The sequence below is a fragment of the Streptomyces sp. NPDC047130 genome (assembly GCF_040643475.1).
Taxonomy (GTDB): domain Bacteria; phylum Actinomycetota; class Actinomycetes; order Streptomycetales; family Streptomycetaceae; genus Streptomyces.
Genome location: NZ_JBEYUK010000006.1, coordinates 116301 through 140280, shown reverse-complemented (window position 1 = coordinate 140280; position 23980 = coordinate 116301). Strand labels below are relative to the sequence as shown.

The window sequence follows — 23980 nt, the reverse complement described above, 5'->3', positions numbered from 1 at the left end:
ATGATGTGCGGGAGGGCGTCCTGGACATGGGCACCTATGCCGCCAACCTCGCGGGCGTCTTCCGAGGACGGCCAGGGATCTCGCCCGTGTACACGGACGCTGGCAGGTTCTACCGCGCGACGTACCTCACCGTGAAGATGAGGGAGTTGCTCGAGGACGTTATGCACGTTCTCGCGGGTGGATCCGGTTCGCACGTCCTGCAGCTGCGTACTCCGTTCGGTGGAGGCAAGACTCACAGCCTTGTTGCGCTCCTCCATCTGGCGCGAGACCGAGCCGCGTCGGTCACTGCATGCCCTGACCTCAAGGACCTGGCTGATCCCGGCGACGTACAGATCGCTGTTCTGTCCGGCGAAGAACTCGACCCCTTGTCCCCGATGCGCGCCACGGGCATCGAAACCCACACTCTCTGGGGTGAGCTGGCGGCACAGTTGGGCCGCTTCGAGCTGGTCGCGGAGCACGATCGAACTGGCTCCGCACCCGGCGGTGATGTACTGCGGCAGGTTCTTGGAGACAAGCCGACCCTCATCCTCCTAGACGAGGTACTGGTCTTCGTCGAAAAGGCCCTGGCCGTCCAGCGGGGCGAATCCACCGCTGGTCGGCAGGCAATGCTGTTCGTACAGGCGCTTACGGAAGCAATCAGCGCACAGCCGCGGGCCGCGATGGTGTACAGCCTCCAGGCAAGCGTCGGAGAGGCTGTAGGCGCCGAAGGTCTGCTCAGCGACCTCGACAAGCTCGTTACCCGAGTCGACGCGAAGCGCGAACCCGTCGCGGACGACGAAGTACTGCGAGTTGTCCAACGCCGCTTGTTCGCCGAGTTGGGCGATGAGGCCGTCCACCAGGAGGTAGCGCGCGCGTACTCGCAGCTTCTGCGGAAGCAGCTACTGGCCGCAGCGGAGACCAGCGACGCCCGCAGGGAAGCGGACGTTGCGGCAGACACGCTTGAGCAGCGGATACTTGCTGCCTACCCGTTCCATCCCGATCTCCTCGATCTGATGTACCACCGCTGGGGGTCTCTCCCGTCCTACCAACGGACCCGAGGTGCGCTTCAGTTTCTGGCGGCAGTGGTCCACGCTCTGTGGCGCTCGGGCGCTAGCAGCCCCCTTATTGGCCCAGGAGACATCGACTTCACGGACGAGGCGTCGAGAGGAGCGTTCTTCTCCCAGGTCGGAGAACGAGAGCGATTCACTTCTGTTCTCTCCAGCGACATCACGTCAGCCGGTGCCGGCTCTGCGGCCGTGGATAGGCACCTAGGCGCGAACAGCCCGATGATCGAACAGCTGAGAGTCGGTACACGGGTTGCGACGGCCATCATGCTGTACAGCTTCGGCGCACGCGATGGCGAGGATCGCGGCGTCCTGGAGACTGACCTCGTACGCAGCGTTCTTGTGCCCGGCCTTGACCGCAACGTAGTCATCGCGGCCCTGCACGACCTGCGTGAGGAAGAGCTGTACCTGCACTACACCGGTCGTCGGTACCGCTTTGAGCCGACCCCCAACCTCACCAAGCTGGTTCGAGACGAAGCCAACAAGCTTGAGTCGAACGAGGTGCTGACCGAGGTGCGCTCCGCGTTGGAGCTACAGCTTCGGGGGAGCAAGGGGGTGGCATTGTGGCCGAGCGATCCGGGTGGGATCAGCGACGAGCAGCCATTGTTCACCGCCGTTTACCTGCACCCAGACTGGTCAGCCGACCGTGAGCCGCTGGCTACGTTCATCGAGAACTCAGGAAAGGGCGGTCCGCGGAGATACCGCAACGGGCTCGCCTTGGTGCTCCCCGATAAGGCGCAGTTCGACCAGGCCCGCCACGCCGTGAGGATGCGCCTGGCGGCCGACTCCCTTCTCAGCCAGGCTGGCAAGTACAACTTCAGCCCGGAACAGAGTGAGGAGCTTCGGGAGAAGTCAGGTAACGCACGACGCGATGCGGCCGCGGCTTTGGGTGGGGCGTACAGCGCAGTCGCCCTCCCCACGCGTTCTCGTGACGGTGAGATGCCGTACGTGCTTGAGACGTTCGACCTTCGCACCCTGCTTTCAGCGGGACGCGCGCTGCACGAGCGCGTCGTGGAGGCCTTGAGTCAGCGCGTCTTCAGCTCCGTCACTCCGGCGAAACTGATCGCCCTGTCAGGCCTTGGCTCGGACAAGAAGATCATCAACTGTGCCGAACTGGTCGACTGGTTCTATAGCTACTACGAGTTCACCAAGCTCTGGAACAAACAAGCCATCGCATCAACCATCGCGAAGGCCGTGGAGTCGTCCGAGTTGGGCTACGCGGTCGGCCTCGTGCGCGGTGATGGCTCCCTTTCCCCCCGCGATCCCCAACAAGTTCGATTCGGGGAGAGGCTCCTCGGAGAAGAGATCGACCTTTCCGAGGATGCCGCGATCCTCTGGCACGACTACGCGCGGGAATGCCTGCAATCCGTCACCGAGGCCGAGCCCGAGCCGGAGAACCAGCCGAAACCGCAGCCAGTACCCGGAAGCGGGCAGCAGCCGCCCTCGTCGCCATCGCCGACTCCTCCTTCACAAGGCCCCGCTCCGGCCAGTCCAACGTCGGCGCCTGGCACTGGGCCGGACGACAGCGTGCGAATCGCGGACATCGAAGCTGTGATCGGGAAGGCCGGTCTGTTCGACCTCGGCCGCGCACTCTCCTGGTTCCGTGACCAGCAGGGATCCGTACGAGTCGAAATTCGGATCCACGCGGAAGGCGAATTTGACCGAGTGTCGTTCCGGAACGGCTGTATCGAGCCACTCGAAGAGGCCGCCGCACAGGACCTCGACGTGCGCACTGAGTGAGGCCGAGCCGCAGCATAGCTGGGTGTAAACCGGCGGCCTGGATCTTGCTCTGGTGCGGATTGCGTTGCATTCAGGGCGGAGAGCGATACCCACCCGTGTCATAGGCGGAGCCCCGCGGAAGAAGGAGGCCGCGGGGCTCGATCCAAGGAGAGATGAGCCCAGTCCGCGTGCTCATGCGTATGGCTTGGGCCCGATGACTCCTTCGCAGTATGACAGCGGCCTGCCATGTCGGATCGGGAACGGCTGCAGGCTTGTGCCTGGGCATAGTTACTCTGGCGCTTCAATTCGGCGCCGGAGAGTCGCGCTGGGCGCAGCACAACATAAGGCGCACAGGGGGAGGGGCAGCGAATGCGATTCACCATGGTGGAGCAGGGCGCTCGGGAGCCGAAGGGGCTTCGTTCTCACGCGATCCTCAAGAGGGACGGGTGGGAGGATTCCGGCTTCGTCACCATGTTCCACCTCGTGGTTTATGACGACCGTGGTCTCCGGCACGAGATCGGTGAGGTGAAAATCGGCGAGTACGGCATGCCCTCCAACTCGTCTGTCCAAGTGCCGGAGAGCTTCGAGTTCCTTGATGAGACCTTCTTCTCACTCGGGCAGGACGACAGCTATTACGTACGTCTCCGCAGCCTGGGGGAACGGTTCCGCGAGGTGGTGCTCTCGTCACTGCGGGACTTGGCGTTCGACGAGCAGATCTTCCAACGTGCTCAGTACGAGCGAGTGACGCGCGAGTCACTCATGCGCTTCGTGAAACATGCTGCGGTCGAGGACCAATTCCGTCGTATCGCTCAGGGCGGCGAGCGTGTGGCCGGCTTCCAGGTGGCCTACGAGTCACCGGTCCCGGCTGGGGGAGGGGGAAGATCGGTGGTGCTGCCGTTCGAGGTGTCGCCGCAGTCGCTACCGCCGACGAATATCCACGTGCTGATCGGCAGCAACAGCGTCGGCAAGTCCTTCCTTCTCAATGGACTGACACGTTGCATCGCCGACGACGAGGCGGACGAAGGGAAGGTGGGCCGCATCATCGAGTACAACCGCGGTGACCGTCACACCTTCACAAACCTCGTAAGCGTCACCTTCAGCGCCTTTGATGAGTTCCCTCTCATTCACGCCAACGATGTGGCTATCGACCGCTACGCGTACGTGGGACTGAAGATCCCAACGCTCGGGGGCCGAGCCCCGCGCATCAAGACGCCTAATCAGCTCAAGCGAGACTTCGCCGAAAGCGTTGAGGCCTGTCTGACTGGAGAACGCGCCCAGCGATGGGCGACAGCCTTGAGAACCCTGCAGTTCGCTGGCAGCGGCTTCATCGAAGACACCTGGCTTGAGGAGTTCCAGGGCACCCAGAGTTCGAACAGCCGGCGCCGCAAGGCACGCCAGCTGTTCGCAGGTCTTAGCTCGGGTCACAAGGCCGTTCTCCTGTCCATGACGCGCCTCGTCGAGCATGTCACCGAGCGCACGCTCGTCGTCATCGACGAGCCCGAGTCCCATCTGCACCCACCGCTGCTGGCCGCCTTCGTCCGTGCCTTGTCTGACCTGCTCAGCGATCGCAACGGACTCGCGGTCATTGCTACCCACTCACCCGTCGTAGTCCAGGAAGTCCCTGCTTCCTGCGTGTGGAAGCTGCGGCGCTACGGAAACCAGTTGGTCGCTGAGCGTCCCACGATTGAGACCTTCGGCGAGAACGTTGGCGTGCTCACACACGAGGTCTTCGGCCTTGAAGTCACCGACTCCGGTTTCCATCGCGATCTCAAGGCCCTGGTGCGTCAGGGCTATGCCTACGAGCAAGTCCTCGCGCAATTCGATGGACAGCTCGGCGGCGAAGCAAAAGCGATCGTTCGGGCTCTCATCGCTGTTCGTGATACAGGCGGTCTGGACAGTGGTACGGAGGAACGCTACTGATGTGGCCCTTGCCAGCTCCCGACGTTCCTGCCCGGTCGCTCTACCTGACCTGCATCAGCAAGGCACGTCCGCAAGCAAAGGCGAGGCTGGAGGCCCTGGTAGAGGCAGTGGCTGACGCTGCTGACCGGTATGAAGCCGCAGCTGCCCAGGCGGCACTTCATACACTTGGGGACCTCGGGGACGAGCCGGGGGATGAGACGGCACGAGCGGAGCTCACTAAGACCTACACCGGGCGAATGGCGCGCCGGAATGCCCCGGGGCGGGAGGTCTACGACAAGATCAAAGCTGCAGTCCGATTTGGCCGCTGCCCATTGTGCGGTCAGCGGATTGTGGCAACAGTGGACCACCATTTGCCCAAGGCGGGCTTCCCGCTGTTGGCGGTAGTTCCGACCAATCTTGTCCCCGCCTGCCGCAGCTGCAACGTACTCAAAGGGGAAGCCGCGCCCGAAAGTGCTGAAGAGCAGACAATCCATCCCTACTTTGATGATCTCGGACAGCGGCAGTGGCTGTTCGCTCGTGTTATTGAAGTCGCCCCCGCCGCTGTCGAGTTCTTTGTGCAGCCGCCGAGTGAATGGGAGAGTGTTCTCGCGGCCCGGGTGCGTCGGCACTTCCGCACCTTTGGCCTGGCGGCTTTGTATGGCCCCCACGCTGCCCAGGAGATGAGTTCATTGCGGTACTTCCTGAGGGGCATGGATGGGGAGGCTATAGCCCTGCACCTCGGCAGAATGGCTGACAGCATCTTGATAGACGATCCAAACCAGTGGCGCGGGGTCATGTACCAAGCGTTGGCTGGCAGCCCTTGGTACATCAATGGCGGATTCGCCGAGGTGTAGGCCGTGAGCCATTTTGCCTATCGCTGCCATCTACGCTGCGTGACGCGCAGGATCTACCGTGTTTTAGCCGTTGGCTCCTCACGAGCACAGGTGTACACGCGCTCCCGTTCCAGGCCGTCGGGTGCGCGCTTCCCCCCGCGTCGACTTTGGAGTGCCCTGACGGTCTAGAGGGTGTCCCGTAACTGCTGGTCAGAGGTGAGATGATCTTGCCGTGGCTGGTGTGATCACGGCGTCGGAGCCCTCGTGGATAGGTGCGTTCACCGGGCTGAGCCCGCGGCAATCCAACAAGCTGATCACCGCGTTGCGGCGCGAGGGAGCCGATTCGGTCCGCAGGGGCCGGCCGTGGTCGCTGCCGCTGCAGGGCCGGGTGCTGCTGGTGGCCGCGTACTGGCGCACCAATCTCACCCTGCGCCAGCTCGCCCCGCTGTTCGGCGTCTCGAAGTCGGCGGCCGACCGGATCGTCGACCATCTTGGACCGGCTCTCGCGCTCCAGCCCAGACGGCGCTTCCGCAAGGACATCGTGCTCATCGTGGACGGCACGCTCGTTCCCACCCGGGACCGGACTGTGGCCGCCTCCAGCAAGAACTACCGCTACTCCAGCAACCACCAAGTCGTCATCGACGCTGACACCCGACTGGTTTTCGCCGTCGGCAAGCCGCTGCCCGGCAACCGCCAAGACTGCCGGGCCTGGGAGGAATCCGGGGCGGAGGCCGCCGTCGGCACCACCCCAGCGGTGATCGCCGACGGCGGCCACCGAGGCACCGGCCTGACCATCCCGCACTACCGCCGGCACAAGGGCGACGAACTGCCGACCTGGAAGGAGCAACACAACGCCTCCCACCGCAAGGGCCGCGCCCGCGTTGAGCACACCTTCGCCCGCATGAAGAGCTGGAAGATCCTCCGCGGCTGCCGCCTCAAAGGCGACGGCGTCCACCACGCCATGTTCGGCATCGCCCGCCTACACAACCTCACCCTCACCGGATGACGAGCAAGCCGCAGTTGGTCAGTCAGGTAGGGACGGTCTCACGTCCGTGCGGTCCGGGAGCGTGCCAGGAACCGGGCGGGCGGTGTGTTCGGGCCTCGCCCTCTCACGCCACAGCCTGCCAACCCCACGGCCGCGGCCCTCGTCGGCCCCGGACGCAATCGAGGCGGTGGTGCGCCTGCTCCGCAGTGCCCGGGTCGTGGCTGGCGGTCTGGAGGGCGAAGGTGACGAGGCGCAGTTCGCGGATGGCGCGGAGGGTGGGGTAGCCGGTCCAAGTGGTGACGTCGTGGCCGTAGTGGTCGCAGTAGGTCTGGTACTCGGCGCGGCTGAGTTTGCCGAAGGTCTCGTAGGCGACGGCGGTGGAGGTGAGGTCCCATTCGGGCGGACCCAGGGAGGTGCGCTCGAAGTCCAGGAGGAGGGCCTGGCGGTCGGGGGTATGGGTGACGACACAGTTGCCCTTCCAGGCGTCACCGTGGATGACGGCTTCGGGGCGGCCGTCGGCGGGGAGGTTCTGCCACTCGTCGCGGAGGTGTTCGAGGCGGTCGAGGAGCCAGGTGCGGTCCTCGTCGGAGACGACGGTTGCGGCGCGGAGGCGTTCTTCGAGGCGGACGAACGGGTCCAGGCGGCCGAGCTCGAAGTCGGGTGTGGGGAGGTCGTGCATCCGGCGGAGGAGTGTGGCGAGGTCGGCCTCGGTGCCCGGGTGGTGGGGCGGGAGGAGTTCCCAGAAGGTGGCGGCCCGGTCGTCGACGACGACGGGCTGGGGCATCGGCAGGGGGCGGACGGCGGGGACGCCGTGGTCGCCGAGCCATCGGGCCACGGCTACTTCGCGGCGGGCAGCTGCTGTCTGGCCGGGGCGGCTTATGCGTACGACGGTGTCGTCGGTGAGCCGCCAGAGGTCGTTCTCGGCGAGGCGTATCGGCTGGGCGTCGGCCGCGGGGAGGTCCGCGGCGGCGGTGATCTTCTGGAGGACGGCGAACGCCTCGGTGGCGCGGTGGTCGGTGGTCACGCGGCCACCGCCAGGGCGACGCGATCCTGAAGGGCCGCGACATCGGGGTCGCGGGAGTAGGGCCGGGCGGCGCGGGAGAGTGCCTTGAGGTCGTCGATGGCGCGGCGGGAGCGGAGGCGGCCGACGCCGTCGAGGGCGCGGTGGGCCATGTCGACGGCGTGGGCCGGGTCGCCGGTGGCCATGATCAGGGTGGCGAGCTTGGTGCTGGAGATGGCGCGGGAGCGGCGGTAGGCGTCGGTGTGCTGGTCGACGGCGGTCTGCAGCCGTTGCCGGGCTAGGTTGGACGACTGGCCGGGCAGGAGGGCGATGTCGAAGGCGGCGTGGCCGGTGTCGCCGTGGTGCTGGGCGTTGTCGTAATACGCCATCCACGGGACGTCTTCACCGGGGCGGGCCTCGCTGAAGATGGCGTCGGACTGGCCGATGGTGCGGAGGGTCTCCTTGGGCTTGCTCATCTTGGCGAGGGCTCGGGCACGGGCGTTGTGGAGCATGGCCTGTTCGCGGTGGGTGAGGCGGTCGGCGCGGACGAGGCCGTTCTCGGCGTGGGTGAGGCCGTCGTCGGGGCGGCCGCACCAGATGGCCTGGCGGGCGAGCCAGTTCAGGGCCGTGGCGCGCAGGTGCCAGTTGCCGGCGTGCTCGGCGCACTGCTGGCCGAAGTGGAGCAGCCGGACGGCGTCCTGGTGCTCGTAGGCGTCGAAGGCGCTGGCACCCATGACGACGGCCAGGCGGCCGACGGCGGTGAACAGGTCGTGCTCAAGGGCGGATGGGCAGTCGGCCTGCAGGAGTCCGCGTGCCCAGGAGAGCTGTCCGAGGAGGGAGCTTCGGACGAGTCCTCCGCCGCCGTAGACGTTGTCCCAGCCGGAGAGAGTGGTGGCAGCGGTGAGGACCTGCTCGATGTCCTCGGGCCGCACCTCCGCCGGAGCGGGGGCGTGGTTCGGCTGTGGCAGGAGGTCCAGGAGCGAGGTCGGCCGCAGTGCGGCAGCACCGCCCACGGCGAGAAGGGCGCGTCGGTCCACGGGGAGGTCGTTCCGTTCGGGGCGGGCGTCGTCTACGTGGTGGGAGGTCGGCGGGACGGTGTCCGGGGCGGGCTGTCGCTTGTCCGCATCGGCTTCGACGAGCCGCCACAGGCGGACCAGCGCTCCGCCGGCCTCCAGAGCCTTGTCCAGGCGGGCCGCCAGGGCGGTGTCGCAGGGGCGCTCGTTCTTCTCGATGCGCTCGATGGTGGTGCCGCTGACGTGCACCTTGTCCCCGAGTAAACGCGTCGACAGGCCGCGGACCTGCCGCCAATTGCGGAGCTCCTTGCCCCACCAGTCGCGCACCGACCGCGTCTCGTCGAGCGTCTTCGGCTTCTGCGGCATGCTGCTCCCTCTCACCTGTGATGCGGACAGTTGCGGACCGCAGCCGCTGTCCGCGTCACTGCTCCCGGGCGATCGACTTCAATCTCGTGGAACGGGCGAAAGCTGTCTGGCTGGTGTCCGCCGACGTCAGCTTCGGTCGGCGTGACCGGGGTCGAGCCGGCCCGTGTCGAGGGCCGTGATGAAGGAGCCCCACGCGGTTCCCGTGAAGCGGAGCGGCGAGGCGTTGGGAGCCTTCGAATCCCGCACGAACAGGGCATCCGGCACGACGGCGCACTCGACGCACTCGTTGTTGGGTGATCCGCTGTAGGAGCTCTTGAACCAGTGCAGGGGCTGCTGGGGCACGGGATGTTCCTCGCTACTTCCGATTGTTCACGTAGGACTGTCGCGCCTCGTCGATAAGTTCCGCCGAGGCGCCGGGGTCCAGGGCCTGCCGGCACAGGTGGGCGAAGCCCTGGGAGTACTCCGCGAGCACGGGGGCCTCTTCGAGGAAGAGGGAGCCCACCGGATGCTCGAGAAAGACCACGTCGAGGGCCGGGTCCGGGCCTCCGAAGCCGCCGAAGACGATGAAGCTGCTCAGCGCGACGCTGTAGGCGCCGGAGGAGAACGGCAGAACCTGCACCGTCACGTGAGGCTGCTCGGCCCGCTTGAGCAGGTGATGGAGTTGTGCCGCCATGACGGCCGCACCTCCGACCGGGCGGTGGATCACGGACTCGTCAAGGACGACGTGGTAGCTGGGCGGTGCGGGGCGGTCGAGGATCTGCTGGCGCTGCATGCGCGTCGACAGGTAGATGTCGAGTTCGGCCGGTGGCAGCGCTGCCTCGGGCGCGACCTTGATGGCCTGGGCGTAGTCGCGAGTCTGGAGGAGCCCGGGGATCACGCCGATGGTGTGCTGGCTGATGCTGGACGCCTCGTTCTCCAGAGCGAGCAGCATCCGTAGCTGACCCGGCAGTTTGCCGGCGAGTGGGAGCCACCAGGCCTCGGTGGCTTTGCTGTTCTTGGCCAGCTCGACGAGCTCCTGGCGTTCCGCGTCGCTCACGCCGTACGCGCGGCAGAGCTGGTCCACCTGGTTCCAGCGGACATTGCCCTTGGCGCGCTCGTAGCGGCTGACGGTCGCCTTGGACATCCCCGCTCGCTCGCCCGCCTCCTCGGCCGATAGACCGGCAGCCTCGCGCAAAGCCAAGAGGCGAAGGCCGAGTTGGCGACGGCGAGTGGTGGGCCCGCCCTCACCGGTCAGGCTGGTCCCGACGGTCTCCGAGACCGTCCCGTTCGTCATCTCGCCCTCCCTCGAACGCGTGCCGTGGTGGGCACCTTCGGGATTCGCCCTGGCAGTCAGGAAGTTACAGGGTCGGTCGACCCATGCGTTCCTCCCGGCATATGCCTGTATCGCCCATGCGGACACTTTCGGCGTGAGCGTTACACGGCGGGCGATCCAGCGGCAATAGTCCACAACCACGAAGGCCAGATCGGACGCGTTCCGGTGATGCGCCTTCCTGCTCAGCCCGGACCAAGACCAGAACTGGTGGCTCCCGTGACGTTTCCTGATCAGCACGCCTACCCGGACCGAAGTGAGCCTCGTCGTGCCGTGGAAGGCGCCGGCGGATTCCGGCACCTGGCCCCCGACTCGCCGTTCGGCCCGAGTCGTGCGCTCCAAGACCGCGCCTGGGCCGGGTGGCAGCGGTTCCTCCAGGGAATGACGGACGTCCGGACGGAGCCCGCTCTCGTGAGCCTGGCAGCCGTCGAACGCAGGGAGAGCGCGCGGGAGGACCACCCGCTCCTGCACCGGATGGTCCGTGACGTGGCCAGCGGGCCGAGGGCGAGCTGATCTCCGTCGTCCAGGAGAGGCACGGTGACCGGGTCGTCGGGGTCGCCCACATCCGCCCCGCGAACGGCACCCCCTGGTCCACGGCGGCCGACAACATCTCTCCCGCCTGATCCGGCCCGGGGATTGACCACAGCTCTCGGAGCCTGCCCCCGAAACGTGACCCGCACGGACTCCGACGTGCGCCCAAGACTTCTCCCCGCCCGGGGAGGGCCGCCCCTTGCGGGGCGGAGACCGTGCCCGGCAGTGAGCCTGGCACAGCAGCCATCCATCAGGAGGTAACCAGCAATGCTGAACACCCTCGTCAGCCCGCGGCCGGAGACCATGCCGGCGGACCCGTTCGAGACGGACATCGAGGTCTCGACTGAGACCGGCGCCGACCTGCTGCCGCAGGCGTGCGGCACCGGCGACGGCTGCGGCAGCACCTGCTCCTCGTCCTGCACCAGCGCTGTCTGAGGAGCACCCGGGACATGAGGAACGCTGTCGCCACCATCGAACCCAAGACGGACGCCGACCCGTTCGCGACCGCCGTCGAGGTCTTCACCGAGACCGGTGCCGGTCTGCTGCCGCGGCCCTGCGGCAGTGACGGAGGGTGCGGCTCGACCAGTAGCTCGTCCTGTACCAGCAACAGCTGATCAGCCCGTTCCCCAAGGGCCGGGGAGGCCGTCACCTCCCCGGCCCGGCCGCCTCTGGAGGTACATGATGAGCATCTACCGGAATGTCGGCACTGCCCTCCTCCGCGCAGCCACCAAGCCGCTGACCGAAGTTCCCGCGTGGTGGCCCGACTTGGGTGACGCCGACTCGTGCTCTGCTTGGCTGCGCGTGGTGTGGAGCGACGGGCAGTTCGCGGCCGGCGTTCGGCAGGCGAGCCCAGCTCTCGCTCAGACGCTGGACGCCGTGTGCGCGGGAGAGCAGGTGCGTTCCCGGGCGGTGAGGCGGGCAGCAGCCTCCGCCGTCCGCTACCTGCTGAGGGCTGTGGGACGACCGACCCCCTTCGGGCTGTTCGCCGGCGTGGCTCCGGCCGTCGTCGGCCACACCCTGAAGGTGCGTTGGGGAAGCGACCACCGGACGGTGATGCGGGCGGACGCCGACCTTGTCCACAACATCGTGCGGCGACTGGAAGAAATGCCCGCGATCCGGAAGCGGCTGACCGTCGTCCTGAACAACCTGACCACCCGCCGGGGCGATCACCTGCACGTCCAGTGGGGCGGCCCCATGGGCGCCACCGTGCGGCGCACTCCGGCCACCGACCTGGTGGAGCGGCTCGCGGCCCGGCCGGTCATCTTCGCCGATCTGTGCGACGCGTTGACCGAGGCGTTCCCCGGGTCCGAACCAGCGCGCGCCGAGCGCCTGCTGGAATCCCTCCTGGAGAAGAGGTTCCTGGTCAGCTCCCTGCGTGCGCCCATGACTGAACCCGACCCGCTCACCCACGTGATCCGTGAGCTGCGCGCCGCCGGCGCGACCGAGACGCCCGAGGCCGCCGACCTGCTGGTCTCCTTGGACGCTGCCCGGCAGGGCATCAGCAGGCACAACCAGGCTCCGCCTGCCGCCCAGCCGGTGCTCGCAGACGAGGTGGAGAGGGCGCTTCGTGCGGTTGCGGCCGATGCCCGGTGGACCACTGCCGTCGACCTGGTTCTCGATGTCGAGATGGAGGTTCCCGGCCGGGTGGTGCGGGACATGGAACGGGCCGCTGATGTGCTGCTCAGGCTCAGCCGCCATCCGGACGGCCAGGGGGCGTGGAACGACTTCCAGGTCGCCTTCTGGGAGCGATACGGCACGGGCACGCTCGTACCCCTCAAGGAAGTCGTCGGCCTGGTCGCAGGTCTCGGCTACCCGCACAGCTACCCGGGCTCCCGAAGGCCCGCCCCACGCTCCGGCGTGTCCGAACGAGACCAACGGCTGCTGCACCTCGCGTGGAAGGCGGCCGCGACCGGCCAGGAGGAGATCGTGCTGACCGGCGGCACGGTCGACCACCTGGCGGGCGGCACGGCGAAGACCGAGGCTCCCGCGCATGTGGAGATGTGCGCCCGCATCCACGCCACCGACGTGGACGCCCTGGAGCGAGGGGACTACGACCTCGTTGTCACCCCCGCGCGCAGTGCCGGAACCCTCACCTCCCGGTTCACCCCGGCCGCTACCGGAAGCGGTCTGGAGGGGGTCTACCGGACAATGCCCGCGGAGATCGACGGAGCCGTCCGCGCGCAGATGTCCTTCCCCGGCCTCTACCCGCACACCGAGAGCGTGGCCCGCATCCCCGCCTACCTCGACCACGTCATGCCGATGGGCGAGGTCCGCGCCTCGGACGACCCGGCGCAGATCATCGACGTGGACGACCTGGCCGTCACGGCGACCTCGTCCCGCCTCCACCTGGTCAGCGTCTCCCGCCGCCAGGTCATCGACCCGCAGGTGTTCCACGCGATGGCACTGGAGAAGCAGCCGCCGCTGCTCGCGCGGTTCATCGCCCACCTCGTGCGCGCCTTCGGCCCGCGCTGGAGCGGTTTCGACTGGGGGCCGGCCGCGGCATCTCTGCCCTTCCTGCCCCGCGTCCGCTACAGACGCACCGTGCTGTCCCCGGCCCGCTGGCTCCTCACCCGCGACAACGTGCCGACCGAAGGGGACTGGAGCGCCGCCCTCACCGACTGGCGGACCACCTGGTCCTGCCACAGGCCCGTGGACCTGCGGGACGACGACCGAACCCTGCGCCTGGATCTGGACGTGTCCGCGCACGCCGAGCTGCTGCGCCAGCACGTGGATCAGCGCGGTGAAGCAGTCCTCACCGAAGCGCCGCCGGCGGACGCCTTCGGCTGGATCGGCGGACACGCCCACGAGATCGCCATTCCCCTGGCCAGCACACTGCCGCCCCGCCCCAACCCGCTGACCGGGCCCCTGCCCCTTCTCACCAACCAGGCGTCCGCCCCCCTGCTGGACAGGCCGCACGGCAGGTGGGTGTGCACCCACCTGTACACGCACCCCGACCAGCACGAAGAGGTGATCCGGCTCCTGCCCTGCCTCGCCGAATCGCTTGGTCATCCACCGTGGTGGTTCATCCGCTACCTGACTCCCACCGACACCGATCACCTCCGGCTGCGCGTCCGGGCGGCCGACCCCGAGCAGCACGGCACGCTCGCGGACACGGTCTGGCAGTGGGCGGCACAACTCCGCGACCAGGGCCTGATCTCCGACGCGGTACTGACCTCCTACCGGCCGGAGATCGGACGCTACGGACCCGGAAGCGCGATGGAAGCCGCGGAGCGGGTGTTCGCCGCGGACTCCCGCTTCGTCGCCGCCCTCATCACCGCCGGTGGGAGCGGCCAGGCCGCGACCGCCGTCAGCATTGTCGACCTGGCTCTCGGGTTCCTCGGCAGGGATCAAGGGCTGCGTCACCTGGTCGCCCGCCGCGCACCGTCGCGGCCTGTAGACCGCTCTGTGGCTGCTGTGGTGCGGCACGAAGTCCGGGCCGGAGCCCCGGCAGGCAGGGGCTGGAGTCCGGTGGTGGCGGAGGCGTGGGACCGGCGTGCCGAGGCGCTCGCCGACTACCGGAAGTTCCTGCCGGAGGAACTGGATCCGGCCGCTGTCCTCGACTCCCTGCTGCACATGCACCACAACCGGATGCGGGGCGTGGACCGGGACGACGAAGCGGTCTGCCGCCAACTCGCCCGCCAGGCCGCCGTCGCCGCGCTCGCCCGTGAGGAGCACAGCGCATGACGCCGCCGGACCCGCGATGGGGACAGTCCCTCTACCGGGGCGCCGCCGGAATCGCCCTCGCCCAGCTCCACACCGACCCGCAGAAGCTGACGAAGTCCGCTGCCGCGATGCTCCGCGGCCCGCTCGGCGCGGGCGGCCTGTACGAGGGCGCGCCGTCCGTCGCCTACACCCTTCTCCACGCCGACACACCGGCCGCGCGGCGGGCGCTAACGCAGCTCGCCCCGCACGTCCGGGACATGACCCGCGCCCGTCTGGAACTCGCCCACCGCCGCATCGACGCGGGAGTGCCCCCGGTGAAGGACGAGTTCGACGTCATCACAGGCCTCACCGGCCTGGGCGTCTACCACCTCGCGGCAGGCGACCGGGACGAAGCGACGGCCATCGCCGCGTATCTGGTGCGGCTCACCGAACCCCTCACCCACTCAGGGGTCACGGTGCCCGGCTGGTGGTCCACCACCCCCGCCATGAACCAGGCCACGCCCGAAGACGCCGACGGCAACGGGATCTTCGGCATGGCCCACGGAATCGCCGGGCCGCTCGCCTACCTCGCCCTGTGCACCCTGCGCGGCATCACCACCGAGGGTCACGACACCGCGATCGCCCGGATCTGCGGCCACCTGGCCGAATGGCGGCTGGGCACCGGGCAAGACGCCCACTGGCCGTACTGGGTTACCCTCGCCGAACACGCCCGCGGCGTCCCCCATGCCGGTACCGGCCCGGCCCGGCCGTCCTGGTGCTACGGCACCCCCGGCATCGCCCGCGCCCTGCACCTCGCCGGACGCGCCATGAACGACACCCGCCTGCAGCACCAGGCGGAGCAGGCACTCACCGGATGCACGCGCCACACGCACCTGTTCACCGATCTGTCTCTCTGCCACGGCTGGGCCGGACTCCTACAGGCGGTCCGCCGAACCGCCGCAGACAGCGCCGGATCCAGCCTCCAGACCGTGCTCCTCCACCTCGAGGACAAGCTCGCAACCCCGAGCGGAGACAACGACCCGAGCTTGATGGAAGGCGCGGCCGGCATCGACCTGGTGCGCGCCAACCCGCCTACCGACTGGGACCTTTGTCTCCTCCTGCCCAGCTGACCCGCAACCGCCGAACCTGATGGAAGGACCCGTTGTGACCGACACCGACCTGCGCAACCGGCTCGTCGACCACTTGCACAGCACCACCGCGTTCCCCGACCCTCGCGTCGAGGAGGCGATGCGCACCGTGCCCCGGCACCTCTTCGTGCCCGGGGCCACGCTCGAAGAGGCGTACGCCAACCGCGCGGTGAACATCAAGGAGAACCCGGACCCGGACGCGCTCCCGCTCTCCTGCGCCTCGCAGCCGGACATCGTGTACGCCATGCTCGCGCAACTGAACATCCAGCCCGGTCAACGCGCCCTCGAAGTAGGAGCGGGGACCGGTTACAACGCGGCACTGATGCAGCACCTCACCGGGCTCGCCGGAGAAGTCACCGCCCTCGACGTCCACAGCGACGTCGTCGCCCACGCCCGGCAGCGTCTCGCCACCGCCGGGTACGGCAGTGTGCGAGTCCTGCAGCGTGACGGCGCGGCCGGCGCCCCCGAGCACGGTCCGTACGACCGCATCATCGCCACCGTCGGCGTGTGGGACTTCCCGGCGGCCTGGTGGGACCAGCTCGCGCCGGACGGCCGGATCGTGCTGCCGCTGCGGTGGCGTGGACTGACCCGCAGCGTCGCTCTCGTCCGCGGTGGCGACGGTGCCCTGAAGTCGGAGTCACTCGCCGTGTGCGGCTTCCTGCCGATGGTCGGGCAGAGCGGCGAGCTTGACGGCTTCGTGGACGAAGAGCGCACCTTCCGCCTCTACTGGGACGCGGACCAGCCCGTGCGCCCGGAGACCCTCCGCAAGACGATCGACGACCCGGCCGAGCACCTGATCTGGACCGGATTCGAGGTCGCCGGTGACGAGGACCTCTCCCCGATCTGGCTGCGGTTGAGCGCTGCCGACGCGGCGACCTGCCGCCTCACGGTGAAGCCAGAATTCCTGGCCGCGCACCGGATGCGGCGTCCGACAGTGCCCGCGCTGAGCCCCGCCCTGGTCGAGGGCGACTCCATCGCCTACGTCACCCTGCACCGCGTCGAAGGCAGCGAGCCGACCAGGTTCATGCTCGGCGCCGTCGGCTACGGCCCGGCCGGAGGAGACCTCGCGGCCCGCCTCACCGAACAGATCCGCGCCTGGGGCAGCGCCCGCACCGCCGACCCCGTCATCCGGATCTACCCGGTCGGAACGCCCGACGACGAACTGCCGCCTGGGCACGTCATCGACAAGCCGTCCGCCCGGATGGTCATCGCCTACACCTGAAGCGTCAACCTCCTTGAGCACCGCCGCTCAACAGCACCCAGAGGGCGGATGAGCAGCACCGGCCGGGCAGGCAATTCGCCTGCCCGGCCCCCTGAAACGCACGGCCCGAAAAGTTCTCGTAAGAGGGGTATTCCCCTCTTTATGTATTCGCGCTGTCGTCGTCGTGGACCCATCGCGATCAACGGGAGATGAACCATGACGGCGCTTCTCTTCACGGCGGCCCTCCTACTGTGTGCCGCGCCGACCACCACGTCCTACGCCCTGTCCGAAGCCCGCTTGTGCGCCGCCCCCGGCCGCGGTCGTCACCGCCGGGTGGTCCGGGGCCGCCACGCCGCCCGGGGAGGCCGTCGATGACCGTGACCCGCCGCCGCGAAACGGTTGCCAGTGTCCTGTGGTCCTGGACGACCGAGACCGCCTGCGCACCGGCTCAGGCGCGCAGAGCCCTGCGATGCGCCCTCGATCAGCTCGGCTTCCCGCAACCCGTCATCGACGACGCCGTACTCGCCGCCGGAGAGCTCGTCGCGAACGCCGTGGAGCACGGCGTCGGCCCGTACGAACTGAGGCTGCACAAGGAGAGCGGTGGCGAGCTGCTCTGCGAGGTGGAGGATCACGACCCGCACCTTCCGGAGATTCCGCAGCCGCGTCGGCCTGTCTCCTCGGACGTCTCTGACTTCCAAGACCTGGACGCCCTCTGCGCGGCGCTTGAGGAGCGGGGGCGCGGGCTGCAGATCGTGGACCGGCTCAGCCAGGGGCGGTGGGGGTTCCGGAGAGCACCCGGTCCGGCAAAGGTCGCGTGGATGGTCCTCCCGCGGTAGAGCCCGGCCCTCGGCGTCAACCCCGTGCACGTCATCGAGTGTCAGGGGTGTTCCTCCGAAGGAGGGAACCTCCAGAGCGTTCCGCTGCCCTTCCTGAGAGCCAACAGCAGCTCACGGAAAGCTAGTTGGTTGGGTCAATGCCCTCCATCTGATGCGAGTTGTGAAGTTCCCATGGCAAGACGGGGCCTCCCGATCGCTATACGTGGCGTCACGGGGAAATGGAGGGCAAAAGTGATCAAGCCCGGCATGTTTCACGTCGCCACGCTCGGCGTCGCGGCGTTGCTGTTCACCGGCGTGGCGTGCACGCCACGGGAAGGTGGAGCGGCAGCTTCAGGGGCAGGAGGAGCTCCGCCACCATCGCAGTCGCAGAGCACCGCGGCGGCCGACGGTTCGAAAGAGGCGGTTGCCGCCTACAAGGCCATGTGGAACGAGACGGTTGAGGCCTCCCACACGGCGAACGTCAAGCACCCTGGCCTCGATGACTACGCCACTGACGGGGCCTATCAGCTCCTCCTGCACATGATGCGGTCGTACGAGAAGGACGGGGTGGTCGCGCGAGGACGGCCCACGTTCTCGCCCGAGGTGAAGAGCGTTGCTGCCGACAAGGTGGTGATCAGCGACTGCTCGGATTCGCGCCGATGGCTCATGTACCGGAAGAGCGACGGGCAGCTCAAGAACGACGTCCCCGGAGGGCATCACCTGATCGACGCCACGGTCAGCAGGCACGGTGATCGTTGGCTCGTGGAGTCGCTGTACATCCACGAGGTGGGCACGTGCATCGGGTGAGCCCGGTGGTCCGGACTCGCTCAGCTCTTCTCGCAGTCGCCGTCGGCGTGGCGGCTGTTGGGACGAGCCTGTCGACCGCTCCTGGGGTCCTGGCCGACTCTGGGTTCGGCGGCAGCGTCGGCGTGCGCTGCGGGGGCGGTGGATGCGACCTGCGGGCGTCGCGGGGCGCGGGAAGGCAATCGCCCGGCCGGGCTGGCGCTGCAGCCCGCCGAGGTGGAGCAGTACGAGCGCAGGCGCCAGCAGTCAAAGTGGGAGGCGCTGCCCCGTACAGGGTGCCGTGGAAGTCCAACGGCAGGTTCGGTGTGACGTACGTGCCGATCCTGCCTCCGACCAAGGGGAAGAAGCGGCAGGACTCCGAGCCCGTGGTTCCGCAGGTGTCCCCGGCCGAGCTCGCGCAGCAGGCGGTGGCGCAGTTGACGCTGCCGACGCCGGTGATCCGGATGAACCCGGACGAGGACTTCGCCCAGGTGGTGCGTGTGCCGACCTGGATGTGGATGCCGGCGGCCAGCTGGCGGCCGGTGAGCGAGACGGTGACGGTGCCCGGGGTGTCGGTCACCGCGACGGCGCGGCCCCGGCGAGCCGTGTGGTCCATGGGCGACGGCTCGTCCGTCACCTGTGACGGGCCGGGAACGCCGTACTCGTCGCGGTTCCGGGCGGACGCGGAGTCGCCGGACTGCGGTCATGTGTACCGCCGTGCGTCACTGGCCGAGCCGGGAGGCAAGTACCACGTCACGGTCACGGTCGTGTGGGACGTGGAGTGGTCCAGCGGAGGGCAGAGCGGGACGGAGCGCGGCCTGTCGTTGACGGCCGAGCAACAGGTGCTGGTGGACGAGGTGCAGGCCGTCGTGGCGCGGTGACGCCTGCCGGCCGCTTCTCCTGGGTGCGGGCCGGCGGGCGGTCCGCGCTGCAATGACTTCTTCTTCAGCGGGGTGAGTTGTGAGTTCTTCCATGCGTTCACCGGCTACCGGCCGGAGCGGGGCCGCTGTGCCCGGTGCACGAGGTCGTCGAGCTGCCGGTACCGAAGGCCGGCCACCGGTCGTCGGGGGCGGTGCGCGTCGTCGGCCGGGCTGGGTGTGGGCCGGAGTGGGTGCGGTGCTGGTCTCGGCGGTCGGGTTCACGGCGATCGCGGCCGACCTCAGCGGCCGGACCGATGTGCTCGTCCTGGCGCGGGACGTGCCTGCCGGTCAGGCGTTGACCGCCCGGGACCTGCGCAGCGTGAAGGTGGCGGCGGAAGGGGGAGTGGTGCCCGTCGCGGACACGGCGAAGGTGCTGGGCATGCAGGCACGGGTGCCGCTGGTGGCGGGCTCGCTGCTGTCGGAGCGGCAGGTGGGGGAGGCCGCCGATTTCCCGCCTGTGGGCTGGTCACAGGTCCCGGTCGCGGTGGAGGCGGGAGGGTCGCCACCGGACCTGACTCAGGGGAAGAGGGTCGCCGTCGTGGCGGGGCCGGGTGGCTCGACGTCTTCGTCGGCGGCCGGCGCTGACGACCCGGAAGCGGCCGGTCCCGCACCGGTGCTGGGCACGGTCACCGGGATGCAGGCGCCGGAGTCCACGGGCGGCGTCCGGGTCGTGACCGTGCTGGTGGAGACGAGTGCTGCTCGCCGTGCCGCTGCGATGGAGCATCCGCGGATCGTCGTCATCTCCGCGAAGGGGCGTGAGGCCCTGTGAGACGCCTGATCGCCATGGGCTCCCTGACCGGTGCGCCCGGAGTCACCACGGCGGCGCTGGCGCTGGCCAGCTGCTGGCCGCACGTCGCGAGCGACGGCCGCCCGGTCGTCGTCGAAGCCAACGTGTGGGGCGGAGACCTGGCCACGCGGTGCGGCGTGCCGCACAGCCCGGGCCTGCTGGACGTCGCCGCCACCGCACGGCAGCCCCACCCCGGCTCGCTGCTGGGAGCGGTGGCCGAACTCCCCTGCGGAGTACGGGCCGTCGTCGCCCCGGCCGGGCGGCCGGCTTGCCGTGAGGCCGTCCGGGTGCTGGCGACCGAGCAGGGCCGGGCGGTGCTCACCGGCGGCGAGGGCGACCGGGGGACGGTACTCCTGGACCTCGGGCGACTCGGGGAGCACAGCGACGAGCTGCTCGCCGCGGCGGACCACATCCTCCTGGTGACGAGCGGAACCGCGGAGGCGCTGACCCACGTCCGCGCCCACCTCCTCGCCACGCGCGCCGCGCCCTCCTGGGCGACGCTCGTCGTGGTCGGGCCGTGCCCGTACTCCGGGCAGGAGATCGCGCAGGCGCTGGACGTCGAGCGCGTGTGGAACCTGCCGTGGGAGCCGAAGATCGTCGCCGCGTTCGCCGCCCGCCGCGCCGTCCCGCCGCCCAGTCGCTTCCGTACTCCGCCGCTGATGGCGCAGTCGCTGGAGCTGGCGCGCCGCATCGCCGCAAGCCTTCCCAGCGGCGAGCAACAACCGAAAGACCTGCCCGGCCAGCTCCGGTCGGCACTGGCGGAGGGGAAGACGGCATGACGATGCAGCAAGCCTTCGTGGGCGCCACGACCGACCCTGCAGGGCGACCCGAGGCGTACGAGCGGGAGCTCGCTGAGCAGGTCCGGCAGCGAGTGGTGGGCAGGCTGGCCGCCTACGCCAGTGAACGGGAGGCCGTCGGCCTGCCGCCCGAGGACGAGGCGGCGCGGCGCACGACGGTGAGACGGCTGCTGGGCGAGGAGATCGCCGCCCAGTGGCGGACGACCGTGACGACCGGCGGCCAGGCCCTCGATGCCTCGGCGGAGCACCGGATCGCGCAGGCCGTCGAGGACGCCCTCTTCGGCACCGGCGGCCTGGAGCGTCTGCTCGCCGACGCCGACCTGGAGAACATCTGCGTCAACGGCTGCGACAACGTCTGGGTCAAGGACACGACGGGCCGGTGGCAGCAGCGCCCGCCGGTGGCCGGATCCGATGCCGAACTCATCGAACTCGTCCGCGGGCTCGCGGCCAACGTCGACGGGGAGGAGCGACGCTTCGACCGGGGCATGCCGCGGCTGAACCTTCGGATGCCGGACGGCTCCCGCCTGTTCGCCGTGATGGCGGTGACCGGCCGAGTGTCGCTCACCATCCGCCGGCACCGCTTCCTCGCCGCCTCCATGGCCGAACTCGTCCGACTCGGAGTCTGCGACCAGAACATGGCGTCCTTCCTGTCCGCCTTGGTGCGGGCCCGGAAGAACATCGTGATCGGCGGCGGTACCAACGTCGGCAAGACCACCGTGCTGCGCGCCTTCGCCAGCGAGATTCCGCCCACGGAACGCCTCGTCACCATCGAGGACACCTTCGAGCTCGGCCTCGACATCGACCGGGCCGCGCACCCGAACGTCGTCGCCCTGCAGGCCCGCGAACCGAACCTGGAGGGCCAGGGCGGCATCGACCAGGCGGAGTTGGTCCGCTGGGGGCTGCGCATGTCGCCGGACCGGGTGATCGTCGGCGAGATTCGCGGGGCCGAGGTCATCCCGATGTGCAATGCCATGTCGCAGGGCAACGATGGCTCGCTCTCCACGATCCACGCCTCCACCTCGCGCGGCGTGTTCACCAAGCTCGCCACCTACGCGGCGCAGGCGCCGGAGCGGCTGTCGATGGAGGCGACCAACCTGCTCGTCGCCTCGGCCGTGCACTTCGTCGTCCACCTCGGCTGGGACGCCCAGCGCAGACGCGTCGTCGACTCCGTGCGCGAGGTCATCGACGCGGACGGCAGCCAGATCGTCTCCAACGAGATCTTCCGGCCCGGCCCGGACGGCCGCCCTCAGCCGGGCGCGCCGCTGCGCGCGGAGACGCTGCAGGACCTTATGGCCGTGGGGATGGACCCGCAGGTATTCGGCGCACCGCTGTGGGGTGCCTGATGAGCGTCGAGTTCGATGGCGGCGTGCTCACGGCCGTCACCATGCTGCTGGGAGCCGCGTTCGGGGCCGGGATCATCGCAGTGGTCCACGGACTGCGGAAGCAGCCCGACGCCCAGGACGAGGCGGGCGGCCTGGGGCTGGTGCGACGGTTGCGGGAACGCCTTCCGCAGGACTGGACGCGGCGACGTGTCACGGTCGCCGCCGTCTGCGGGGTGGTCGCGGGAGCGTTGACCGGGTGGCCGGTCGGCGCGCTGCTCACGGCGGCGGCGCTGCTCACTCTCCCGGGTCTGCTCGGGCCGGACCGGCAGGCCTCCTGCCGCACGGAACAGATGGAAGCGCTGGGGACGTGGACGGAGATGCTCCGGGACACCCTGTCCTCCGCCGCGGGGTTGGAGCAAGCGGTGCTAGCCACCGCCGACATCGCCCCCGCACCACTCGAGTCGGAACTGCGGGCACTGGCGGTGGAGGTGCGTGCCGGACGGCCGCTGCCTTCGGCGCTGCGCGCCTTCGCCGAGGCCGTCGACGACCCGCTGGCCGACGTGGTCGTTGCCGCGCTGCTGATGGCAGCGGAGCAACAGGCCCGCCAACTTGGGTCCGTGCTGGGCGAGCTGGCGGAGTCGGTGCGCGAGCAGGTGGCCATGCGGCAGCGGATTGACGCGGGCCGGGCCAGCGTCCGCACCGGAGTACGGGTGACGGTCGTAGTCACGCTGGGGATGACGGTCGGCCTGGTCGTCTTCAACCGCTCCTATCTGCAGCCGTTTGACACCGCAGCCGGTCAGGGAGTGCTCGCCGTGATCGGGGCGCTGTTCGCGGTGACCTTCGGCTGGCTGACCTCTATCGGCCGCATTGCCGAGCCCGGTCGCCTCGTCAGCACCGCCACGACCGTTGACGCGGGAGGTACGCGATGACGACCGTCCTGCTCCTTGGAGCACTGTTCGGCACCGGACTGACCGCCCTCGTCCACGGGCTACGACCGCCGCGCCCCGCCCTCGCCGACATCCTGGCCGCCCTCGATGCCCCCGCTCCAGCCGCAGCCGCGGCGGGGCAGCGCGAGAGCGGGGCGGACGAGGAGTGGGCGACTCGCCTCGGCCGGCGCTTCGTTCCCCTTGTGCGACTGCTCGGCTTGCCCACCCCTGGGCTTCAGGCGGACCTGGCTGTCTGCGGACAGGATGTCGAGCGGCACCTCGCCGGCAAGGCGACCTGCGCCCTGGCCGGACTGGTCATGCCCTGGCTCCTCACCACCCTGGTCCGCGTGGGCCTCGGCCTGGATCCCGGGTGGTGGATGCCGCTGAGCGGTTCCCTCGCGCTGGCCGCTCTGCTGTTCTTCGTCCCCGACCTCACGGTCCGCAAGCAGGCCGAGGAGCGGCGCCGGGAGATGCGGCACACCCTCAGCCTGGTCCTGGACCTCACTGTCATCGCCCTGGCCGGCGGAGCCGGAGTCCACCAGGCACTCACCCAGGCCGTCCGCGCGCCCACAGGCTGGGCGGCGGGGAAACTCGCCCACGCCCTCCACGTCGCCGAACTGACCCGCACCAGCCCGTGGGCCCACCTCGGCGCACTCGGACGCCAGCTGGCCGTCAACGACCTCACCGAACTCGCCGCCACCCTCGACCTCGCCGGAACCGAAGGCGCGAAGGTCCGCGGCTCACTCGCCGCCAAAGCCCGGGCCATGCGCCGCCGCCGTATCTCCGAAGCCGACGGAGCCGCCCAGGCCGCCACCGAGCAGATGTCCCTGCCCATGGTCATCCTCTTCGCGGCCTTCCTCCTCCTCATCGGTTACCCGGCCATCGCCCACGTCCTCAATGCCACCTGACCACGCCAGACGTACAGCCTCCACACGGGAGAA

Annotated in this window: 21 protein-coding genes; 17 read left to right on the top strand and 4 right to left on the bottom strand. The window is 69.2% G+C overall.

The annotated features are described in order from the left end of the window. The first annotated feature begins 86 nt into the window (after nucleotides 1–86). The 4 genes from ABZ836_RS11170 (at nucleotide 87) to ABZ836_RS11155 (ending at nucleotide 6500) form a co-directional block, all read left to right on the top strand. The gene (locus ABZ836_RS11170) at nucleotides 87–2783 is read left to right on the top strand and encodes a DUF499 domain-containing protein (RefSeq protein ID WP_361141351.1); all 2697 of its coding nucleotides are present in this window, start codon (nucleotides 87–89) and stop codon (nucleotides 2781–2783) included. A gap of 348 nt (nucleotides 2784–3131) precedes the next feature. Then, nucleotides 3132–4682: an AAA family ATPase gene (locus ABZ836_RS11165; protein ID WP_361141349.1), complete on the top strand. Its 1551-nt coding sequence runs from the start codon at nucleotides 3132–3134 to the stop codon at nucleotides 4680–4682. Between the two features lie 338 nt (nucleotides 4683–5020). Beyond that, a complete protein-coding gene (locus ABZ836_RS11160) occupies nucleotides 5021–5515 on the top strand; it encodes a hypothetical protein (protein WP_361141347.1) in 495 nt (164 codons plus the stop codon). A 211-nt stretch (nucleotides 5516–5726) separates the two neighbouring features. Continuing rightward, the gene (locus ABZ836_RS11155; RefSeq protein ID WP_361141346.1) at nucleotides 5727–6500 is read left to right on the top strand and encodes a transposase; all 774 of its coding nucleotides are present in this window, start codon (nucleotides 5727–5729) and stop codon (nucleotides 6498–6500) included. A 103-nt stretch (nucleotides 6501–6603) separates the two neighbouring features. Here ABZ836_RS11155 and ABZ836_RS11150 read toward each other — a convergent pair whose 3' ends face one another. The 4 genes from ABZ836_RS11150 to ABZ836_RS11135 all read right to left on the bottom strand — a co-directional run bounded on the left by ABZ836_RS11150 (nucleotide 6604) and on the right by ABZ836_RS11135 (nucleotide 10131). After that, complete coding sequence (locus ABZ836_RS11150; RefSeq protein WP_361141344.1) at nucleotides 6604–7503, bottom strand: aminoglycoside phosphotransferase family protein; 900 nt, start codon at nucleotides 7501–7503, stop codon at nucleotides 6604–6606. Beyond that, on the bottom strand, nucleotides 7500–8858 hold the full coding sequence (locus ABZ836_RS11145) for a helix-turn-helix transcriptional regulator (protein WP_361141342.1): 1359 nt from the start codon (nucleotides 8856–8858) through the stop codon (nucleotides 7500–7502). The genes ABZ836_RS11150 and ABZ836_RS11145 overlap by 4 nt, the downstream gene beginning before the upstream one ends. Before the next feature lie 126 nt (nucleotides 8859–8984). Next, entirely contained in the window at nucleotides 8985–9200 is a 216-nt protein-coding gene (locus ABZ836_RS11140) for a DUF397 domain-containing protein (protein WP_361141340.1), read from the bottom strand. A 13-nt stretch (nucleotides 9201–9213) separates the two neighbouring features. Next, on the bottom strand, nucleotides 9214–10131 hold the full coding sequence (locus ABZ836_RS11135; RefSeq protein ID WP_361141338.1) for a helix-turn-helix transcriptional regulator: 918 nt from the start codon (nucleotides 10129–10131) through the stop codon (nucleotides 9214–9216). 834 nt (nucleotides 10132–10965) lie between these two features. Here ABZ836_RS11135 and fxlA point away from each other — a divergent pair. From fxlA to ABZ836_RS11070, 13 genes are all read left to right on the top strand, one after another. Next, on the top strand, nucleotides 10966–11133 hold the full coding sequence (fxlA, locus tag ABZ836_RS11130) for an FxLD family lanthipeptide (protein ID WP_361141336.1): 168 nt from the start codon (nucleotides 10966–10968) through the stop codon (nucleotides 11131–11133). A gap of 14 nt (nucleotides 11134–11147) precedes the next feature. Beyond that, on the top strand, nucleotides 11148–11312 hold the full coding sequence (locus ABZ836_RS11125) for an FxLD family lantipeptide (RefSeq protein WP_361141334.1): 165 nt from the start codon (nucleotides 11148–11150) through the stop codon (nucleotides 11310–11312). Between the two features lie 64 nt (nucleotides 11313–11376). After that, entirely contained in the window at nucleotides 11377–14382 is a 3006-nt protein-coding gene (locus tag ABZ836_RS11120; RefSeq protein WP_361141332.1) for a lantibiotic dehydratase, read from the top strand. After that, nucleotides 14379–15470 (top strand): lanthionine synthetase C family protein, encoded by a 1092-nt coding sequence (locus ABZ836_RS11115; protein ID WP_361141330.1) that lies wholly within the window; start codon nucleotides 14379–14381, stop codon nucleotides 15468–15470. Before ABZ836_RS11120 ends, ABZ836_RS11115 begins: the two co-directional genes overlap by 4 nt. Before the next feature lie 34 nt (nucleotides 15471–15504). Beyond that, on the top strand, nucleotides 15505–16710 hold the full coding sequence (gene fxlM, locus ABZ836_RS11110; protein WP_361141328.1) for a methyltransferase, FxLD system: 1206 nt from the start codon (nucleotides 15505–15507) through the stop codon (nucleotides 16708–16710). Between the two features lie 350 nt (nucleotides 16711–17060). Continuing rightward, a complete protein-coding gene (locus tag ABZ836_RS11105; RefSeq protein ID WP_361141326.1) occupies nucleotides 17061–17525 on the top strand; it encodes an ATP-binding protein in 465 nt (154 codons plus the stop codon). Nucleotides 17526–17756: 231 nt separating this feature from the next. Continuing rightward, nucleotides 17757–18311, top strand: a complete 555-nt coding sequence (locus ABZ836_RS11100) for a hypothetical protein (protein WP_361141324.1) — start codon at nucleotides 17757–17759, stop codon at nucleotides 18309–18311. Nucleotides 18312–18613: 302 nt separating this feature from the next. Then, nucleotides 18614–19168 carry a hypothetical protein gene (locus tag ABZ836_RS11095; protein WP_361141322.1) on the top strand — a complete coding sequence of 185 codons (555 nt, stop codon included), beginning with the start codon at nucleotides 18614–18616 and terminating at the stop codon, nucleotides 19166–19168. A gap of 235 nt (nucleotides 19169–19403) precedes the next feature. Next, on the top strand, nucleotides 19404–19976 hold the full coding sequence (locus ABZ836_RS11090) for an SAF domain-containing protein (RefSeq protein WP_361141320.1): 573 nt from the start codon (nucleotides 19404–19406) through the stop codon (nucleotides 19974–19976). Beyond that, nucleotides 19973–20773 (top strand): hypothetical protein, encoded by an 801-nt coding sequence (locus ABZ836_RS11085; protein ID WP_361141318.1) that lies wholly within the window; start codon nucleotides 19973–19975, stop codon nucleotides 20771–20773. The genes ABZ836_RS11090 and ABZ836_RS11085 overlap by 4 nt, the downstream gene beginning before the upstream one ends. A 2-nt stretch (nucleotides 20774–20775) precedes the next feature. Further along, on the top strand, nucleotides 20776–22134 hold the full coding sequence (locus ABZ836_RS11080) for an ATPase, T2SS/T4P/T4SS family (protein WP_361141476.1): 1359 nt from the start codon (nucleotides 20776–20778) through the stop codon (nucleotides 22132–22134). Next, nucleotides 22134–23042 carry a type II secretion system F family protein gene (locus ABZ836_RS11075; RefSeq protein WP_361141316.1) on the top strand — a complete coding sequence of 303 codons (909 nt, stop codon included), beginning with the start codon at nucleotides 22134–22136 and terminating at the stop codon, nucleotides 23040–23042. The genes ABZ836_RS11080 and ABZ836_RS11075 overlap by 1 nt, the downstream gene beginning before the upstream one ends. Then, the gene (locus tag ABZ836_RS11070) at nucleotides 23039–23947 is read left to right on the top strand and encodes a type II secretion system F family protein (RefSeq protein ID WP_361141314.1); all 909 of its coding nucleotides are present in this window, start codon (nucleotides 23039–23041) and stop codon (nucleotides 23945–23947) included. The genes ABZ836_RS11075 and ABZ836_RS11070 overlap by 4 nt, the downstream gene beginning before the upstream one ends. Nucleotides 23948–23980 lie beyond the last annotated feature (33 nt).

Bases quoted from the DNA above. Each gene is read 5' to 3' on its own strand.
- ABZ836_RS11115 (WP_361141330.1), top strand. From the start codon at position 14,379: ATGACGCCGCCGGACCCGCGATGGGGACAGTCCCTCTACCGGGGCGCC.
- ABZ836_RS11120 (WP_361141332.1), top strand. From the start codon at position 11,377: ATGATGAGCATCTACCGGAATGTCGGCACTGCCCTCCTCCGCGCAGCC.
- ABZ836_RS11105 (WP_361141326.1), top strand. From the start codon at position 17,061: ATGACCGTGACCCGCCGCCGCGAAACGGTTGCCAGTGTCCTGTGGTCC.
- ABZ836_RS11075 (WP_361141316.1), top strand. From the start codon at position 22,134: ATGAGCGTCGAGTTCGATGGCGGCGTGCTCACGGCCGTCACCATGCTG.
- ABZ836_RS11145 (WP_361141342.1), bottom strand. From the start codon at position 8,858: ATGCCGCAGAAGCCGAAGACGCTCGACGAGACGCGGTCGGTGCGCGAC.
- fxlA (WP_361141336.1), top strand. From the start codon at position 10,966: ATGCTGAACACCCTCGTCAGCCCGCGGCCGGAGACCATGCCGGCGGAC.
- ABZ836_RS11080 (WP_361141476.1), top strand. From the start codon at position 20,776: ATGCAGCAAGCCTTCGTGGGCGCCACGACCGACCCTGCAGGGCGACCC.
- ABZ836_RS11125 (WP_361141334.1), top strand. From the start codon at position 11,148: ATGAGGAACGCTGTCGCCACCATCGAACCCAAGACGGACGCCGACCCG.
- ABZ836_RS11135 (WP_361141338.1), bottom strand. From the start codon at position 10,131: ATGACGAACGGGACGGTCTCGGAGACCGTCGGGACCAGCCTGACCGGT.
- ABZ836_RS11070 (WP_361141314.1), top strand. From the start codon at position 23,039: ATGACGACCGTCCTGCTCCTTGGAGCACTGTTCGGCACCGGACTGACC.
- ABZ836_RS11165 (WP_361141349.1), top strand. From the start codon at position 3,132: ATGCGATTCACCATGGTGGAGCAGGGCGCTCGGGAGCCGAAGGGGCTT.